Genomic DNA, 14,038 nt, shown 5'->3' with positions numbered 1-14,038 from the left:
ACTGCTTGATCCCTCTAAAGTGTGATTTGCATCCCAACCCCTCAGGCAGGGTCTGCATGACCGGCCACTACGCTGGCTGGGGGAAGAATGGCTTAATTTCGTCATTTGACAAGGCGCCCATGCGTCTGGCGTGCGGGTCGCGCCGCTTCAGGCGCGACCCGCCCGGCATTACAGGGTCGAGAGGAAGGTGCTGTTACTGGCTTGCCACTGGCTGATGTCCAGGCGGATGCGCTTCTTGTCGAGCTTGCCGACACTGGTCTTGGGAATTTCAGTAACAAGGGCGATCTGGCTGGGGATCGCCCACTTGTTGATGTGCCCCAGCTCCACGAACGGCTTGAGGTGTTCCTTGAGGACCTTGGCGTCGATGCTCTGGCCTTCGTGGATCACCAGCAAGGCAAATGGCCGCTCGCCCCACTGCGGGTCGGCGACACCGACCACCGCCACCTCGCGGATCGCCGGGTGGCGGCTGATCAGGTCTTCGAGCTCCAGCGACGAGATCCACTCACCGCCGGTCTTGATCACGTCCTTGATGCGGTCACGGATATCGATCACGCCCATGCTGTCGAGGGTGGCGACGTCACCGGTGTGCAGCCAGCCGCCCTGCCAGAGTTCGGCGCCTTTCTCGGGCTCGCGGAAGTAACCCATGGTCAGCCACGGCGCGCGCAGCACCAGTTCGCCCTGGGTCTCGCCGTCGGCCGCCAGGAAGTTGCCGTTGCCATCGACAATCGCGGTTTCCACCAGCGGCACCGGCACCCCGGCCTTGATCCGGTAGGTGATGCATTCGTCTTCGCTGCCAGCCAGCAGCTCGTCGTTGAGGTGGGCGCAGGACACCAGCGGGCAGGTCTCGGACATGCCGTAAGCGGCGGTCAGCTGAATTCCGTGGGCCTTGGCCGCCTCGTACAGGGCGCGGTTCAGGGCACTGCCGCCAATGATGATTTTCCAGCCGCCGAAGTCCTGTTGCTGGGCACCCTTGGCATTGAGCAGCATCTGCAGGATGGTCGGTACGCAATGCGAGAAGGTCACCTTCTCGTTGCGCCACAGTTCGCAAAGCATCTCCGGCTCGTAGCGCCCGGGGTAGACCTGCTTGATGCCGAGCATGGTCGCCACGTAGGGAATGCCCCAGGCATGGACGTGGAACATCGGCGTGATGGGCATGTACACATCATTGCTGCCGAGCAGGCGCACGCTGTCGATACTGCCGGTGACCGTCGCAGCCGCCAGAGTGTGCAGCACCAGTTGCCGGTGGGTGAAATACACCCCCTTGGGGTTACCGGTGGTACCGGTGGTGTAGAACGTGGTGGCAACCGAGTTCTCGTCGAAATCAGGGAAGTCATAGACCGGGCTGGCGGCCGCCAGCAATTGCTCGTACTCGCCGACCAGGTTCGGCAGGTCGGCGGTTTTCTGCTCGCCATCGGTCAGCAGCAGGGTTTTCTCCACCGTGGTCAGTTGCCCGGCGATCGCCTGGTAGAGGCCGACAAAGTCGCTGTTGACCAGCACGAAGCGGTCATCGGCGTGGTTCATGGTGTAAAGGATCTGCTCCGGCGACAGGCGCACGTTGATGGTGTGCACCACCGCGCCAATCATCGGAATGGCGAACATGCATTCGAGGTAGCGATGGCTGTCCCAGTCCATCACCGCCACGGTGTCACCAGCCTTGACCCCCGCTTCGGTGAGCACATTGGCCAGCCGCGCGATGCGCTCGTTGAGGGTCAGGTAGCTGTAGCGCAGCTGATCGCGGTAGACGATCTCGCGGGTTTTCTCGTAACGGCTGCCGGACAGCAGCAGGCGCTTGATCAACAGCGGAAACTGATAAGCGTCCTCGGCAGGAGGAATGACGCGAGTCTGCAACATAGGAGTCCCTTTTCTAGAGTGCACAGGCTGGGCAAGACATGCCTTACTCTAGAACGCCTCCACAGCGGCCAAATCAGCCAAAGGAATGATTTGACCGCTGCAGGGATTAGTGGCGTTTGAACATCATTGTCAGTGCATTTCGGTGAAAGCGATCTTCACCCCCAGGGCAATCAGCACCGCGCCCATGGTGCGATCGAACCAGTGACCCATGCGCGCAAAGCCGGCGCGCACCCGCTGCTGGCTGAACAGCATGGCCACCAGGCAGAACCACAGGCCGGTGGCCACGGCCAGGTACAACCCGTAACCGGCCTGGATCGCCAGCGGCGTGTGCGGGTTGATGACCACGGTGAACAGCGACAGGAAAAACAGCGTCGCCTTGGGGTTCAGGCCATTGGTCATGAAGCCGGCGACAAAGGCCGCCCGCGGTGTGCGCTCGACCGTGGAGGCCTGCACGGCGTCGCTGCCAGGCGCGGCCGGGCGGGCGCGCAGGGCCTTGAAGCCGATGTACAGCAAGTAGGCGGCAGCCAGCCATTTCAGCGCATTGAACAGCATGATCGACTGCGACACGATCAGGCCGATACCCAGCAGCGAATAGCCGACATGCAGGAAAATCGCGGTACCGACGCCAAAGGCCGTCCAGGTACCGGCGCGCCGGCCGTGGGTAACACTCTCGCGCACCACCACGGCAAAGTCCGGGCCGGGGCTGGCTACAGCCAGCAGGTGGATCAAGGCGACAGTCAGAAATTCGGCCCAGTACATGGGGGCTCCTTGCGGCAAAAGGTCAAACGGGGGCAACACACTACGCCCTCGCAGACCTTTGAAACAATCCCTGTGGGTGCTGGCGCCTTGACTCTCCCCCTTGGGGCAGGCGTTAGCCTCAGCGCTTTGCCCCTGGAACTGCCTTCGATGAGCAAACGAATCCTGGTGATACTCGGCCACCCTTCGCGTAACAGTTTCTGCGCAGCACTGAGCGACAGCTACATCAGCAGTGCCCGCGACAAAGGCCATGAAGTCTGCCTGCTGGAGCTCGGCGAGCTGGCCTTCGACCCGATCCTGCGCGAGGGTTATCAACAGGTACAAGCTTTGGAGCCCGACCTGCTGCACGCCCAGCAGCTGATCAGCTGGGCCGAGCACCTGGTGCTGGTCTTCCCGGTCTGGTGGGGCGGGATTCCGGCGCTGCTCAAGGGCTTTCTCGATCGCATCCTGCTGCCCGGCTTTGCCTTCAAGTACCGCAACAACTCGCCCTTCCCCGAACAGTTGCTCAAGGGCCGCAGCGCCGACCTGCTGGTGAGCATGGACACCCCGCCCTGGTACTACCGCTGGGTCTACCGCATGCCGGCGCTGCAGCAGATGCGCCGCACTACCCTGGGCTTCTGTGGAATCAGGACGCAAAAGACGTTAACGTTTGGCCCCATCATCAGCTCGAGCGCAGGCCAGCGCGATGCCTGGTTGCAGCAGGCGCGCAGGCTGGCTCACCGGCACTAACAAGGACGTTCGATGTACATCGGCAAAGCCGCGCAGCTGTCCGGGGCAACCATCAAAAGCATTCGCCATTATGAGCGCATCGGCCTGCTGCCGGCGCCCAGGCGCCAGGGCCGTTATCGCCTGTATGACCAACACAGCGTCGCCCTGCTGAGCCTGATCAAGTGCGCGCAAAAGCTCGGCTTCAGCCTCAAGGAGATGCAAGCGCTGGTGAGTGATGATCAGGCCGGCTTGCCGATCGAGCGGGTGCGCCAGGCGATTGCCGGCAAAAGCGCCCAGCTGCAGGCGCAGATCCAGGCACTGCAGCAGCAACAGCAAGGCCTGCTTGAACTGCAAAGCAGCCTTGAGCACAGCCATTACGATTGCTTCGCCTACAACGCTTGAGCCCTTACTGGAGCCACCCTATGTCCATCTCCCGTCGCGCCGTGTTTCTCGACCATAGCTCCCTGGACCTCGGTGACCTGGCGCTGGATCGCCTCAAGGCCTGTTTCGATGAGCTGCAGCTCTATCCGGCCAGCGCCCCCGGGCAGGTCGCCGAACGCCTGCAGGGCGCCAGCGTGGCGATCAGTAACAAGGTCATGATCGACGCCGCCACCCTCGCCGCCTGCCCCGAGCTGAAGCTGATTCTGGTGGCCGCCACCGGCACCAACAATGTCGACCTGCAGGCCGCCCGCGCCCAGGGCGTGGTGGTCAGCAACTGCCAGGGCTACGGCACGCCGTCGGTGGCCCAGCACACCCTGGCTTTGCTGTTGGCCCTGGCCACGCGCCTGAGCGACTATCAAAAGGCCGTCGCCAACGGCCAGTGGGGCCAGGCCAAACAGTTCTGCCTGCTGGACTTCCCCATCGTCGAGCTGGAAGGCAAGACCCTCGGCCTGCTCGGCCATGGCGAACTGGGTGGCGCCGTAGCACGCCTGGCCGAAGCCTTCGGCATGCGCGTACTGCTTGGCCAGTTGCCCGGACGCCCGCCCCGCGAAGACCGAATTGCGCTGGATGAGCTGCTGCCGCAGGTCGACGCGCTGACCCTGCACTGCCCGCTCAACGAGCACACCCGCAACCTGATCGGCGCCCGTCAACTGGCCCTGCTCAAGCCCGGCGCCTTTGTGATCAACACCGCCCGCGGCGGCCTGATCGACGAGCAGGCCCTGGCCGATGCCCTGCGCGCCGGCCACCTGGGCGGCGCGGCTACCGACGTGCTGAGTGTCGAACCACCGGTCAACGGCAACCCGCTGCTGGCAGCCGATATCCCGCGGCTGATCGTCACCCCGCACAGCGCCTGGGGCGCGGTCGAGTCACGCCAGCGTATCGTCGAGCAATTGAGCGAGAACGCCGAGGCGTTTTTTGCCGGCAGCCCGCGCCGCCAGGTCTAAGCCCGGCCAGGCTCTGGTAAACTGCGCCACTTTTTTCAGGAGTCGCCGTCCATGGACCCGCGCAGTGAAGTGTTGCTTCGTCAGGCCGATCTTTTCCAGGGCTCGCTGTTGCTGGCCGGTTTGCCTGCCGACGACCTGCTCGGCAAGTTGCCGGCGGCCCATGGCTGGAGCTGGCACGCCGGCGACCAGGCGGCGCTCGAGGCACGCTTCGCCGGGCGCAGCCACTTCGATGTAAACGCACCGGCCCAGGCTTTCGACGCCGCCGTGCTGTTCTTGCCCAAATCCCGGGACCTGGCCAATTACCTGCTCAACGCCCTGGCCTCGCGCCTGGCCGGTCGCCAGCTGTACCTGGTCGGCGAGAAACGCGGCGGCATCGAAGGCGCGGCCAAACAACTGCACGCCTTCGGCAAGCCGCGCAAACTCGACAGCGCCCGCCATTGCCAGCTGTGGCAGGTCACCGTCGAGCACGCCCCTGAAGCCAGGCCGCTGGAAAGCCTGGCCGAGCATTTCCAGCTGGAGCTGGCCGATGGCCCGCTGCAGATCGTCAGCCTGCCGGGCGTATTCAGCCATGGGCGCCTGGATCGCGGCAGCGCCCTGCTGCTGGAAAACCTCGACCAGCTGCCAACCGGCCACGTGCTGGATTTTGGCTGTGGCGCGGGTGTTCTCGGGGCGGCGATCAAACGCCGTTATCCGCAAAACCGCATCACCCTGCTCGATGTCGACGCCTTTGCCGTGGCCAGCAGCCGCCTGACCCTGGCCGCCAATGGTCTGGAAGGCGAGGTGATCTGCGGCGACGGCATCGATGCCGCGCCGCGCGAGCTGGACGTGATCATCAGCAACCCGCCGTTCCATACAGGTGTTCACACCAATTACCAGGCCTCGGAAAACCTGCTGCGAAAATCAGCCGATCATCTGAAAAAAGGCGGCGAAATGCGCTTGGTGGCAAATAGCTTCCTGCGCTACCAGCCGCTGATCGAAGCGGCCCTGGGCAACTGCCGGATCCGCGACGAGGGCCAAGGCTTTCGCATCTACCAGGCAACACGCGGTTAAAAAGAGCGCTTGCCGAAACGGATTTGCCTAGGCAGAATCCGCTCCGTCCTAGGGGAGTAGTCTCCCGCGAGCACCCAGCTCGCCCGGTACGCGTCAACATACTTGGTCCACAGACCATGGCGCGTGCGACCCACGGTCCGCACAGACGGACCCAGGGTTTGACAAGACCTATGACACGAACACCTTACCCGGGGCGGGAAGGCTGTACGTGTCATAGCCGTGTCGACCCGCCCCCGTAGGAATCCTGATGCTGGAATCATTGCTCGTCCCCACCGCGATCGTGGCCCTCGCCGAAATTGGCGACAAAACCCAATTGCTCGCGCTGATCCTTGCCGCGCGCTTTCGCAAGCCCTGGCCGATCATCGCCGGTATCATTGCCGCTACCCTGGCCAACCATGCCGCGGCCGGTGCCGTCGGCGCCTGGTTCAGCACCTTCTTCTCCGCCGCCACCCTGCACTGGATTCTCGCCGCAAGCTTTGCCGCCACGGCACTGTGGACGCTGATCCCAGACAAGATGGACGATGACGAAGCCAGCACCGCACGGCGCTTCGGCCCGTTCCTGACCACCCTGATCGCGTTCTTCATCGCTGAAATCGGCGACAAGACCCAGGTCGCCACGGTGATGCTGGCGGCGCAGTATCCGCACCTGATCATGGTCATTATCGGTACCACCCTGGGCATGCTGATTGCCAACGTGCCGGTGGTATTGGCGGGTAATTTTGCTGCAGAGAAACTGCCACTGACCCTGATCCGCCGCCTGGCGTCGGCTGCATTCTTCGTCCTGGCCGCGGTGGCGGTGTATTCGGCGATGCAGGTCAGTGGCTGGATCGGCTGATCGGTGGTGACTTCATCGCTGGCAAGCCAGCTCCCACAGGCCTTGTATACACAGGCCCCTGTGGGAGCCGGCCTTGCCGGCGATGGGCCGCAACGCGGCCCCGGTTACCCTTTACTTGCGTGCCTGCTCGTACAACGGCATCACCTTCGGAATCGCCGCCTGCAACGAAGCCTGACGGCTGGCCGACGCCGGGTGAGTGCTCATGAACTCCGGCTGCGAGCCACCCGAGGCCTGGGCCATCTTGTCCCACAGGCTGATCGCCGCATTCGGGTTGTAGCCGGCGCGGGCGGCCAGCTCCAGGCCGATCAGGTCGGCTTCGTTCTCGTTGGCGCGGCTGTTGGGCAGGGTCATGCTGTACTGCACCACCGTGTCGGCGATCGCCATGCTGTCCTGGCCCAGGCCCAGCAGGGCACCGGCGCCCTGGCGAGCCATCTGCACGCCATAGGCCTTGGACATCGCCTCACGACCATGCTCACGCAGGGCGTGGGCGATTTCATGGCCCATGACCGCAGCGAGCTCGTCGTCGGTCAGCTTGAGTTTTTCGATCAAGCCGCTGTAGACGAAGATCTTGCCACCCGGGCCGCAGTTGGCGTTGAGCTCGTCGCTCTTGATCAGGTTGACTTCCCAGTTCCACTGCGCCGAGTCCGGGCGGAACTGCGGGGCCTGGGCAATCAGGCGGTCAGCGATCAGTTGCACGCGCTTGGCGTTGTTGCTGGTCTTGTCGAGCACACCCTTGCTGGATGCCTCGCCCAGGGTTTGCTGGTAGGACTGGGCATACATCTGGTTGACCTCATCGGTCGACAGCATGCTGAACATGTATTGCTTACGCTCGACACCCACGGCGCCGCCGCTGGTGGTGTTCACCGCCTGGCAGCCAGCGAGCAGGACGCTGGCGCTCAATGCACCGATTACAAATGACTTACGCATGAAAACACTCCCTTCGAACATGCCGCGTATCCTAGGCCGACTCCGTTGAGCCCGCCATATCCCTGACGAAGAATTCTCCAGACGGTGCTCATGCTTTCGCCCGGCCGGGCCGATAACGCAAGGCAGACGCCTTTCCTTGCGCTTGGAGCCCCCTCATGAAGTTCCGGTCGATCCAGTTTTCCGTCGCCGCCCTGGCCGGCGCCATTGTCCTGAGCATTGTCGCCGCCCTGGTGCTGTACGCCGTGTATTCCGGCGAACGTACCCAGGAGCTGGTGCAAAGCCGCACCCAGCAGCAATTCGAGGCGGTGATCGAGCAGCGCCTGACCGCCCTGGCGCGGACCCAGGTCAGCGAGATCCAGCGCGGCCTGGAAGCACCGCTACTGATTGCCAGGGGCCTGGCTACCAGCAACGCCATGCTCGGCATGCAGGACGCCAGCGGCAATCCGCTGCTGAAGATCGAACGCCAGCAAATGATCGCCCTGCTCAAGCAGACAGCACTGACCAACCCGCTGATCCTCGGCACCTACCTGGGCTGGGAAAGCAACGCCCTGGACCACGACGACGCGCGCTTCGTCGGCACCTCGATCACCGGTATCGACAGCACCAGCGGGCGCTTTCTGCCCTGGTGGTTCCGCAATCAAGACGGCAGCCTGGGCCTGGACAAACTGGCCGACGTCAACGACCAGACCGTCCTCGCCACCGGCGTGCGCGCCAGTGAGTACTACCTGTGCCCGCGGGAATCAAAGAAAGCCTGCGTGATCGACCCGGCACCTTACAAGGTAGGCGACAAAGTGGTGATGCTCGCCTCGTTCGTCGAGCCGATCATGATCGACGGCACGTTCCAGGGCATTGCCGGCGCCGACCTGTCGGTGAACTTCATCCAGGAACTGCTCAACACCGCCGACCGCCAGCTCTATGACGGTGCCGGCGAGCTGGCACTGGTGTCCGGCAACGGCCGCCTGGTGGCCTTTACCAAAGACCCGGGCAAATTCGGCGAGAAAGCCAGCGACGTCCTCGACGCCAATGCCGCCGCCACCCTGGCACAACTGAGCGGCGAGAACCTGCACTACGAAGTCGACCAGGGCGCAGGCCGCATCGAGCTGTACTTGCCGTTCAAGATCGCCAATACCGACGCGCGCTGGACCCTGCTGCTGGAACTGCCGATCAGCGCGGTGATGGCCGATGTGCAGAAGTTGCAAAGCGACCTCAGCGACCAGCGCCGCACCGACATCACCGGCATGACCGTGGTCGGCCTGGGTATCGCCGCCCTTGGCCTGCTGGTGATCTGGCTGCTGGCCCACGGCATTGCCCGGCCACTGCGGCAGATGGTGGCGATGCTCGATGACATCGCCCAGGGCGAAGGCGACCTGACCCGCCGCCTGAGCAGCGACCGCGCCGACGAACTGGGCTCGATCGCCAAGGGCTTCAACACCTTCCTGAGCAAGTTGCAGGCGATGATCAGCCAGGTGGTGGCCTCGGTGCAGAAGGTCAGCGACTCCTCCGAGCACACCGCCGACATCGCCATTCGCACCAACCAGGGCGTACACAAACAAATGGCCGAGATCGACCTGGTGGCCACCGCCGTGCACGAAATGACTGCTACCGCCCAGGACGTCGCGCGCAACGCCACCCATGCCGCCCAGGCCGCCAGCAATGCCGACCAGGCCGCACACCAGGGCCTGGCGATCGTGCGCGATACTTCCAGTTCGATCAGCGCCCTGGCCGAGGAAATCGGTCGAGCAGTGGGTGTGGTGCAGAACCTGGCGCGCGACAGCGAAAACATCAACGCCATCCTCACCGCCATCCGCGCGATTGCCGAGCAGACCAACCTGCTGGCGCTTAACGCCGCCATCGAGGCCGCTCGCGCCGGTGAGCAGGGCCGTGGTTTTGCCGTGGTCGCTGATGAAGTGCGCAACCTGGCGCAGAAAACCCAGCAGGCCACCGAAGAAATCCAGCAGATGATCCAGCAACTGCAGCAAGGTACCCGCGATGTGGTGCGGGTCATGGAAGACAGCCAGGGCAAGACCGACGACAGCGTGCAGCAAGCCGCGCGCGCTGCCCAGGCGCTGGAAAGCATTACCCAGGCAGTGTCGGTGATCAACGACATGAACACGCAGATTGCCAGTGCTGCCGAAGAGCAGAGCGCGGTGGCCGAAGACATCAACCGTAACGTGATCAATATTGGCCAGGTGGCCAACGAGGTGGCTGGCGGGGCGGATGAGTCGAGTACCGCCAGCGCCGAGCTGACCAAGCTGGCCGAGCAACAGCGGCGCTTGATCAATCAGTTCAGGGTGTAAAGCCAGCCCCCACAGAGCAAAGGGTCAGCTGAGGGAGCGGGCTTGACCCGCGATGCTTTTAAGCCGGGGTCAAACACTCCGGCCCATTGAGCTTGGGATCATTGACCATATTGGCCAGCACCCGCTCGCGCAGCGGCGCCTGGCCGCCCGCCAGCAGCTCGTACAAGCGCGCCGGCGGGGTTTCGGGATCGAGCCAGGCAGCCTGCCCGGCCTCATCGAGTATCAGCGGCCGGCGCTGGTTCAGCGCCGCCTGGGTTACCACCGCGGTACTCAGCCAGACCTGATCCTGCACCGGATACGCCTCCCATATCGCCGCAAAAAACAACGACGAGCCCTCCCCCGGCGTCAGCCAGTACGGCCGCTTGCGCTGGGTGCCGCGCCATTCGTAAAAGCCGTTGGCCGGTAGCAGACAGCGACGCAGGCGAAACGCCTCACGGAACATCGGCTGTTCGGCCAGGGTTTCGGCGCGGGCGTGGGCCGGGGTGCGCGACAAGTCGGTGAGCCAGGCCGGGGTCAGCCCCCAGCGTGCCCGCGCCAGCTCCAGCTGGCCACCCTCGAGGCGGCGCTGGATCAGCACCGAGGCGCCGGGGGAGATATTCCATTGCGCTTGCTGGTCACTGGGAAATCCCGGCAGGGCAGCAAAGGCGGGAGACCAGCGAAACAGCGCATAACGTCCACACATGAGGGCAAAAACCTAGCAAATCAGGGTTCCGGGGATGTTCTCCGGTTCGTCGCCGGCAAGTGGCTGGGCGCTATTGTACGCGGCGATCAGCTCGCGTGCGCAGGCAGCCTGCTCATCGGCCACCGCCAAACCGAGCAAACCGTGCATCGGCAGGTCGCCCATGGCGCCCATCAGGTCGCGGCCGACCAGGTGCACTGTGATGCCTTCGCTGGCGAGCATGCCGATGAGCATTTGTGCTTCGAGCAGGCTTTCAGGGTCGTAGATTCGCTGCATCAGTCATTCTCACCATAAACGTCCAGCATCCATTCCTCGCCATGCACCTGCAGCACGAAACGGATCGGCTTGCAGCACACCTGACAGTCTTCGATGTACTCCTGATCACCGCCCGACAGGTCCACTGTCGTCTCGACTTCTTCACCACAATAAGGACAATCGTAAAGCGCTGTCTCCAGCATCGCGGCCTCCCGAGTGACTTGTGCGTATAATTGCCGGTCTATTTACAGGCCCTGAGTGTGTCTGAGCCGTTTTTCAGACCCCGGCCCTACCTATTACCCTAGCCGTTTCCAACAAGAGAGCATGATGGGCGAATTCGATGCCATCCGACCGTACGACGACGCTGAAGTCCCTGCCGTTCTGGCACGGCTGCTCAGCGACCCGGCATTCCTCGATATCCTCACCCACTTCCGCTTCCCTCGCATGGCCGGGGCCTTCGGCTGGCTGCTCAAGCCGCTGATCGCCCGGCGCCTGCGCAAAGAGTTTGCCGGGGTCACCTGCGTTTCGACCCTGCAGGACAAAGTCGAGTACTACGTCGACCATACCATCGAGCGGGCAACCGACGGCGTGACCTACACCGGCGTCGAGCAGCTCAAGGCCGGTACCGCCTACCTGTTCCTGGCCAACCACCGCGACATCGTCATGGACCCGGCCTTCGTCAACTATGCCGTGTACCACGCCGGCCTGCCGACCCCGCGCATCGCCATCGGCGACAACCTGCTGCAAAAACCGTTCGTCAGCGACATGATGCGCCTGAACAAGAGCTTCATCGTGCACCGCTCGATCACCGGCCGACGGGAAAAGCTCGCGGCTTACCAGCTGCTGTCGGCCTACATCAACCACTCGATCCGCAACGACGGCCAGTCGATCTGGATCGCCCAGGCCGAAGGCCGGGCCAAGGATGGTGATGACCGTACCGATTCGGCAATCCTGAAAATGTTCCACATGAGCCGCAAGGACGAGCCGTTCGGCGCCGTGATCCAGTCGCTGAACCTGAGCCCGGTGTCGATCAGCTACGAGTACGACCCCTGCGACCAAGCCAAGGCCCGCGAGCTGTATATCCGCGCCACCACCGGCACCTACAGCAAGGCGCCGGGTGAAGACGACATCAGCATCGCCCAGGGCATCACCGGCTACAAAGGCCGCGTGCACATCAACTTTGCCCCGCCGGTGACGGAGTTCGTCGAGGACACCAAGCAACTGGCAGCAGAGATTGACCGGCAGATTCTGGCCGGCTACCGGTTGTTCCCGGTGCATTACCTGGCCTATGCGCAGTGGGCCGATGCCGACCCGGCGCTGGAGGTGCCAGCAGCGGCCAAGGTGTTTGCGGCCGATGAACTGGCCCGCGCCCAGGCCGAATGGCAGCGCCGCCTGGACGCCTGCCCGGCCGAACAGCGGCCGTACCTGGTGCAGCAGTATGCGATGCCGGTACGCAATCAGTACCGGGTCAAGGCGGGGTTGGCGTTGTAAATTTATCGCGGGTCAAGCCCGCTCCCACAATTAACTTGGGAGCAGGCTTCACACCCAGGTGCTGAACCAGGACAACAGCAAGGCCAGCGCCAGGAAGGCAAAGCCAAGAATGTAGTAGAAGCGGTTGATGCGCAGGCTCATGCCATCGATCACCGCTTCATCACCAGCCAGGCCCGCCAGGGTTTGCGCCGCGCGGCGGCGGGCACTGTGCAGCAGCAGGCCGCCCGGGCAGGTCAGCAGCAGGGCCAGCAGATTGATCAGCTTGGCCGGATGGGCGGCAAACAGCCCCCAGATCACTTGCAACGACATCGCAAAACCTCAAAAGAAGTACATCGATACTTTCGACACGGCGGGCATTCTACCCAAGCGCCGTGCCCTTGCCTGTGCTTTGCGACAAATGACGATTAATTCCCGGCGTCACACGCTCGTCATCAAGACACGCCACTCTGTTGGCCGTCGCCACTTACCGGAGCTTGTCATGCTGCACGCCGAAAACCAGGACCGCCTCTACCTGATCGCCCAGAGCGATGAGCAGCAGGCGTTGATCGACGGCCTGGCGTTCAACGTCCAGGACCGCCAATGGCTGGTGTACTGCGCCCTGGGCGGGCATGCCCATGAAGACCTGCCCGAGGTCGACGGCCCTACCGGCATCAGCGTGCTGGACTTCTACGTCGAAGCCGCCTGAACCTGCAAAAACACAAAAGCCCGATGCCTGCCATGCAGACATCGGGCTTTTTGCTGGTGAGGCTTATTCGCCGAGGATCTGGCCGATGGCCTGGTCCTTGAACAGGCGGGTCAGCGCATCGCTGAGCACATCACCCACCAGCTTGGTGTTGGTTTCCTGGTTCGGCGCCATGCCGAAGCGCTGGTCCAGCGACGCGCCGTAGCGGCCGCTGTAGCGACGGTTGGCGTTGGCCACGTCAGCCTTGAAGGTTGCGCCGATGGTGGCTTCGGTCACGTACATGCCTTCTTTGGGCGACTGGTACTTGAGCTCGGCCAGGGTCACGGTCAGCTGCGGCGCGTTGTAGGCGTTCGGCGTCGGGGTAAAGCCCAGCAGGCGCACAGCTGCTTCGGCCTGGGCCTGCAGTTTTGGCAGGATGTCGTTGCCGGTCACGGTGATGGCGCTGGTTTCAGGGTACAGGCCGCCACGGGTGCCGAGGGTTTGCGAAGCGCGGCCATCGACCACCTTGACCACCACTGGCTGGCCATGGCCGACCGGCGCCAGCTGGGCGTTGAGTTTCGGTTGCGGGCTGAGTTGTTGCGGGCTGTGGGCACAACCGGCCAGGGTCAGACTGGTCACCGCGATCAAACCGAACAACAAACGTTGCAACATGCTCATCTCTCCAGAATAGGCAGCAAAGGCCGCCAGTATAACCAGCACGGGGCAGCCCAGCTATCGGCGTGCCATTAGTGAATAAGACAGGCATCCCCGGGCCCGGTTCGCTGTCACAATCGTTTCATCACTGCCCGGTTATCCTAGGCTCAGTTCTTCACAGGGATACCCGCCATGTCCTCGCTCCTGGCCCTGCTGTTCAAACGCAACCCGCAACGCTGCTTCGCCCGCCTCGACGCCCACGGCCTTTGCCAGGCCTTCAAGCAGTGCGCGCAGGCCCCGGCGACCAGTGGCTGGGTGGAAATCAGCGAAATTCGCCTCGCCTGGCTCAACCGTCCGCTGCCCGCCAGCGCCCGTGTTTCAAAGCGTGTCAGTGGAAACTGGCTGCAACGCAGCCTCGCCGCCTGAGTTTTGCCTCAATAAAAGTCGCTAATAAAGAGCTTTTCTGCCCGCGACATCGCTATAATCTCC

The 14,038-nt window shown here is 63.4% G+C and carries 17 protein-coding genes and 1 riboswitch; of the genes, 9 read left to right on the top strand and 8 right to left on the bottom strand.

Going from position 1 to position 14,038, the window contains the following annotated elements; translation table 11 throughout:
- Positions 1-168 precede the first annotated feature (168 nt).
- Both UB48_RS08890 and UB48_RS08885 read right to left on the bottom strand, forming a co-directional pair.
- Positions 169-1,851, bottom strand: a complete 1,683-nt coding sequence (locus UB48_RS08890) for a fatty acid--CoA ligase (protein WP_045196039.1) — start codon at positions 1,849-1,851, stop codon at positions 169-171.
- 129 nt (positions 1,852-1,980) lie between these two features.
- Complete coding sequence (locus UB48_RS08885) at positions 1,981-2,610, bottom strand: LysE family translocator (RefSeq protein ID WP_045196037.1); 630 nt, start codon at positions 2,608-2,610, stop codon at positions 1,981-1,983.
- Between the two features lie 147 nt (positions 2,611-2,757).
- Between UB48_RS08885 and UB48_RS08880 the strand changes: the two genes are divergently transcribed.
- The 5 genes from UB48_RS08880 (at position 2,758) to UB48_RS08860 (ending at position 6,585) form a co-directional block, all read left to right on the top strand.
- Positions 2,758-3,336: an NAD(P)H-dependent oxidoreductase gene (locus tag UB48_RS08880; protein WP_045196035.1), complete on the top strand. Its 579-nt coding sequence runs from the start codon at positions 2,758-2,760 to the stop codon at positions 3,334-3,336.
- A gap of 12 nt (positions 3,337-3,348) precedes the next feature.
- Entirely contained in the window at positions 3,349-3,717 is a 369-nt protein-coding gene (locus UB48_RS08875; RefSeq protein WP_045196033.1) for a MerR family transcriptional regulator, read from the top strand.
- Between the two features lie 20 nt (positions 3,718-3,737).
- Positions 3,738-4,700, top strand: a complete 963-nt coding sequence (locus tag UB48_RS08870) for a 2-hydroxyacid dehydrogenase (protein WP_045196031.1) — start codon at positions 3,738-3,740, stop codon at positions 4,698-4,700.
- Between the two features lie 51 nt (positions 4,701-4,751).
- Entirely contained in the window at positions 4,752-5,750 is a 999-nt protein-coding gene (locus UB48_RS08865) for a class I SAM-dependent methyltransferase (RefSeq protein WP_045196029.1), read from the top strand.
- 39 nt (positions 5,751-5,789) lie between these two features.
- A riboswitch (yybP-ykoY riboswitch) is annotated at positions 5,790-5,909 on the top strand.
- A gap of 88 nt (positions 5,910-5,997) precedes the next feature.
- Positions 5,998-6,585 (top strand): TMEM165/GDT1 family protein, encoded by a 588-nt coding sequence (locus UB48_RS08860; protein ID WP_045196027.1) that lies wholly within the window; start codon positions 5,998-6,000, stop codon positions 6,583-6,585.
- Between the two features lie 111 nt (positions 6,586-6,696).
- Here the strand turns inward: UB48_RS08860 and UB48_RS08855 are convergent, their stop codons facing one another.
- Positions 6,697-7,512 (bottom strand): M48 family metallopeptidase, encoded by an 816-nt coding sequence (locus UB48_RS08855; protein WP_045196578.1) that lies wholly within the window; start codon positions 7,510-7,512, stop codon positions 6,697-6,699.
- A 155-nt stretch (positions 7,513-7,667) separates the two neighbouring features.
- Between UB48_RS08855 and UB48_RS08850 the strand changes: the two genes are divergently transcribed.
- Positions 7,668-9,809 carry a methyl-accepting chemotaxis protein gene (locus UB48_RS08850; protein WP_045196026.1) on the top strand — a complete coding sequence of 714 codons (2,142 nt, stop codon included), beginning with the start codon at positions 7,668-7,670 and terminating at the stop codon, positions 9,807-9,809.
- A gap of 58 nt (positions 9,810-9,867) precedes the next feature.
- Here UB48_RS08850 and UB48_RS08845 read toward each other — a convergent pair whose 3' ends face one another.
- Genes UB48_RS08845 through UB48_RS08835 form a run of 3 tightly spaced genes read right to left on the bottom strand, consistent with a single transcriptional unit; the run spans position 9,868 to position 10,946 of the window.
- Positions 9,868-10,491, bottom strand: a complete 624-nt coding sequence (locus tag UB48_RS08845) for an SOS response-associated peptidase (RefSeq protein ID WP_045196024.1) — start codon at positions 10,489-10,491, stop codon at positions 9,868-9,870.
- Positions 10,492-10,503: 12 nt separating this feature from the next.
- A complete protein-coding gene (locus UB48_RS08840; RefSeq protein WP_038997143.1) occupies positions 10,504-10,764 on the bottom strand; it encodes a DUF2007 domain-containing protein in 261 nt (86 codons plus the stop codon).
- Positions 10,764-10,946, bottom strand: coding sequence for a CPXCG motif-containing cysteine-rich protein (locus tag UB48_RS08835; RefSeq protein WP_045196022.1), 183 nt, complete (start codon positions 10,944-10,946; stop codon positions 10,764-10,766). Before UB48_RS08835 ends, UB48_RS08840 begins: the two co-directional genes overlap by 1 nt.
- A 124-nt stretch (positions 10,947-11,070) precedes the next feature.
- On the opposite strand from UB48_RS08835, the gene UB48_RS08830 reads away from it, so the two are divergent.
- Positions 11,071-12,234: a 1-acyl-sn-glycerol-3-phosphate acyltransferase gene (locus tag UB48_RS08830; protein WP_045196020.1), complete on the top strand. Its 1,164-nt coding sequence runs from the start codon at positions 11,071-11,073 to the stop codon at positions 12,232-12,234.
- Positions 12,235-12,282: 48 nt separating this feature from the next.
- Here UB48_RS08830 and UB48_RS08825 read toward each other — a convergent pair whose 3' ends face one another.
- Positions 12,283-12,543, bottom strand: coding sequence for a hypothetical protein (locus UB48_RS08825; RefSeq protein WP_045196018.1), 261 nt, complete (start codon positions 12,541-12,543; stop codon positions 12,283-12,285).
- Positions 12,544-12,712: 169 nt separating this feature from the next.
- Between UB48_RS08825 and UB48_RS08820 the strand changes: the two genes are divergently transcribed.
- Entirely contained in the window at positions 12,713-12,919 is a 207-nt protein-coding gene (locus UB48_RS08820) for a hypothetical protein (protein ID WP_045196016.1), read from the top strand.
- Positions 12,920-12,982: 63 nt separating this feature from the next.
- Here UB48_RS08820 and UB48_RS08815 read toward each other — a convergent pair whose 3' ends face one another.
- Complete coding sequence (locus UB48_RS08815; protein WP_038997150.1) at positions 12,983-13,567, bottom strand: YajG family lipoprotein; 585 nt, start codon at positions 13,565-13,567, stop codon at positions 12,983-12,985.
- Between the two features lie 174 nt (positions 13,568-13,741).
- Between UB48_RS08815 and UB48_RS08810 the strand changes: the two genes are divergently transcribed.
- Positions 13,742-13,975, top strand: coding sequence for a hypothetical protein (locus tag UB48_RS08810; protein ID WP_045196014.1), 234 nt, complete (start codon positions 13,742-13,744; stop codon positions 13,973-13,975).
- Positions 13,976-14,038: the final 63 nt, after the last annotated feature.

Origin of the sequence: Pseudomonas sp. 2(2015) (assembly GCF_000955865.1) — a bacterium.
Classification (GTDB): Bacteria; Pseudomonadota; Gammaproteobacteria; order Pseudomonadales; family Pseudomonadaceae; genus Aquipseudomonas.
The sequence above is the reverse complement of the archived record's forward strand: the minus strand, read 5'-3'. Positions and strand labels throughout refer to the sequence as shown.